At 72.5% G+C, this 2502-nt stretch carries 1 protein-coding gene; it reads right to left on the bottom strand.

From position 1 onward, the window contains the following. Positions 1–44 precede the first annotated feature (44 nt). Positions 45–2502: S8 family serine peptidase (locus ACWGI8_RS42995; RefSeq protein ID WP_453668907.1), on the bottom strand; the 2458-nt coding region annotated here is incomplete at its 5' end.

Genomic DNA, 2502 nt, shown 5'->3' with positions numbered 1-2502 from the left:
GCCCAACCCCCCACGGGAAGGCCGCCCGGCGGACGTACCGGTGGTCAGCGCACGTCGTACGCGCGTTCCACTGTCTGAGTGACGGAGTTGCCGTTCGCGTCGGTCAACTCGGCCTTCAGGGTGACCGGTTCACCGCTCCTGCCCGCGTGGTCCACGGTCGCGGTCCAGTTGCCGCCCTGCTGCGACGTCCTGGCCTGGGTCCAGGTGGTGCCGCCGTCGTACGAGTACGACACCTTGGCCGAGACCAGCGCACCCGGGGTGTACCCGGCGTGCCCCGACACTCCGAGCGTGAGCTTCTGGCCGTCGGCCGCCGGGAGGGTCTTGAGCCCGTCCTCGGGAAGGCCGATCACCGGGAAGAGGAGCGGGATGCCTTGGGAGTACGCGCCCTCGTCGCGTGCGGAACGGAATGTCCAGACGGTGGACAGCTCCGTCGAGCGCTGCCAGACCGCGGCGGGCTGTCCCACCTTCATGGTGCGCTGGGTGAGTTCGTACGCCGCGTCGTCCGCCGGGACCTCGAAGACCCCGAAGGGATACGAGGAGCTGCCGATCTCCTCACCGTCGCGCTTGAGGGTCAGATTGCCGATGTCGCCGAAGGAACCGGCCTGGCCCGCGTGCTCGCTGTCGCCCCAGAAGGCCGTGGCGACACCGATGAGGTTGTCCTGCCGCTCGGCGGCGAGGACCGGCCTGCCGGACGCGTCACGCGGGGCGGTCGGGGCGACGACGCCGCCGTACCAGGACTCGGTGCGCCGCCCGCCGGCACGGTACTCGTGGCTGGTACCGAGCATGAACTCGCCCCAGGGGAAGCTGCTGGACAGCGTCTGGGAGTAGGCGGTGGCGCCGGCCGAGTGGTACTCGGTGCGCTTGCCCGGTGCGGCGACCAGGTCGACGAGTCCGCCGAGGTAGACCTGCTGACCGGTGCCGGGGCGCAGCGCTGACACACCGTCGAGGTAGTCGGCGGCCGTGCCCATCGCGCGGTAGGTCGCCTCGGTGGCGCCGAGCTTGCTGTCACGGACCCGGTAGGTGCGGTCCGAGGTGACCGGACCGTCCTCGGGGAAGGCGAGGTTGTAGACGTACGGGCTCTTGGCGGTGGCCTTCCAGCGCAGGGTGACGGGGCCCGCTGCGAGCCGTGCGATCAGCTCGGCGGCCTCGTCCGACGGCACGGAGAGCGCGGGCAGCGGCGCGCCGAGGAATCCCGAAGCCGGGTACCAGGTGCCGGGCGTGGCGCGGTGGGCGATCAGCGCGACGGCGCCGGCGGCCTGCGCGGCCCGGGCCTGCTGGGCCACCAGGGTGCTGTCGTCGGGGACACGGACGAGGACGATACGGCCCTTGGCACCGGCGGCGGCGAGCTCCGCCGCCGTACCCGACCCGGCGTCGACGAGCTGTGCGGAGCCGGTGCCGTCGAGGTTGGCGGAGCCGAATCCGGAGCTCACCGGGTGCAGCGCGAGGCCGTCGGTCACGGCGAGTTCGGTGATCTGCGGGGCGTAGCGGCGCCAGTAGCTGCCGAATTCGAAGTCGCCTTCATCGGCGCGGCCTTCGACGGAGGCGTAGTACTGCTGGATCTGGCGGCCGCCGGTGATCGTGCCCGCGTGGAGCCAGTTGTCCCAGGAGCGGGCGAAGGCGAGCGTGCCGGCACGGTTCTCACCGGGCTTGTCGGTCCGCACCTGGAGGCGGTGGGCCTTGCGCGCGTCCAGGACCACCGTCGTGTCCTTCGTCAGCTCCAGCTGCGGACGGCCGAGGTAACCGACCGACGCGTCGGGGCTCGTGACGAAGGAGGAGAGGAAGTACGAGCCGGGGCGCAGCCGGTAGATCTGGTCGGCCGCGCCCGCGTTGAAGCGGCGCTCACCGGTGGCGGTGTCGGTGCCGATCACATCGACCGAGGACGAGCCGTCGGCGGGCTTTCCGGCGCGGTCGACGAGCTTGACGCGCAGGGTGACGGTCTGCGGCTCGACGTACAGCGAGAAGGGGGTGGAGACGCTGATGCCGGGCGCGGTGGCGAGGACGCGGCCGGTGATGTCACCGTACTGGCCGCGGGCGAGGTCCGCGGACGGGTCGAGGGTCAGCGGGATCTCGACGGTGGCTCCGGCCGGGACGGTGACGGTGCGCGCGCCGAGGCGGGCGGGCGTCGAGCGGACCGTGGAGCCGTCGTTGCCGGTGACGCGCTGGACGGCCAGGTCCAGCGTGACGGGCGTGTCGCCGTGGTTGGTGTAGGGCAGCTGGACGGTGGTGCGGTCGGTGCTGTCCTGCGGCCAGTTGAAGGTGCCGCCCTGGACGGCGGGCGCGCCGGTGACCGTGGCGGCGAGCGCGGCCCTGACGTCGAGGCGGCCGCCGCCGATCTCGCTTACGTCGCCGGGAGCCGTGGCCTTCGCGGAGGAGACGAGCGCGGCCTTGATCTGCTGCGCGGTCCAGTCGGGGTGGCGCTGCTTGACGATGGCGGCGGCGCCCGCGACGTGCGGGGCGGCCATCGACGTTCCGGACATGGACTGGTACGCGTAGACGCCGCGG

The organism is Streptomyces sp. NPDC054841 (assembly GCF_053611045.1).
Note: the sequence above shows the minus strand (reverse complement) of the source record. Positions and strands in the feature narration are given on the sequence as shown.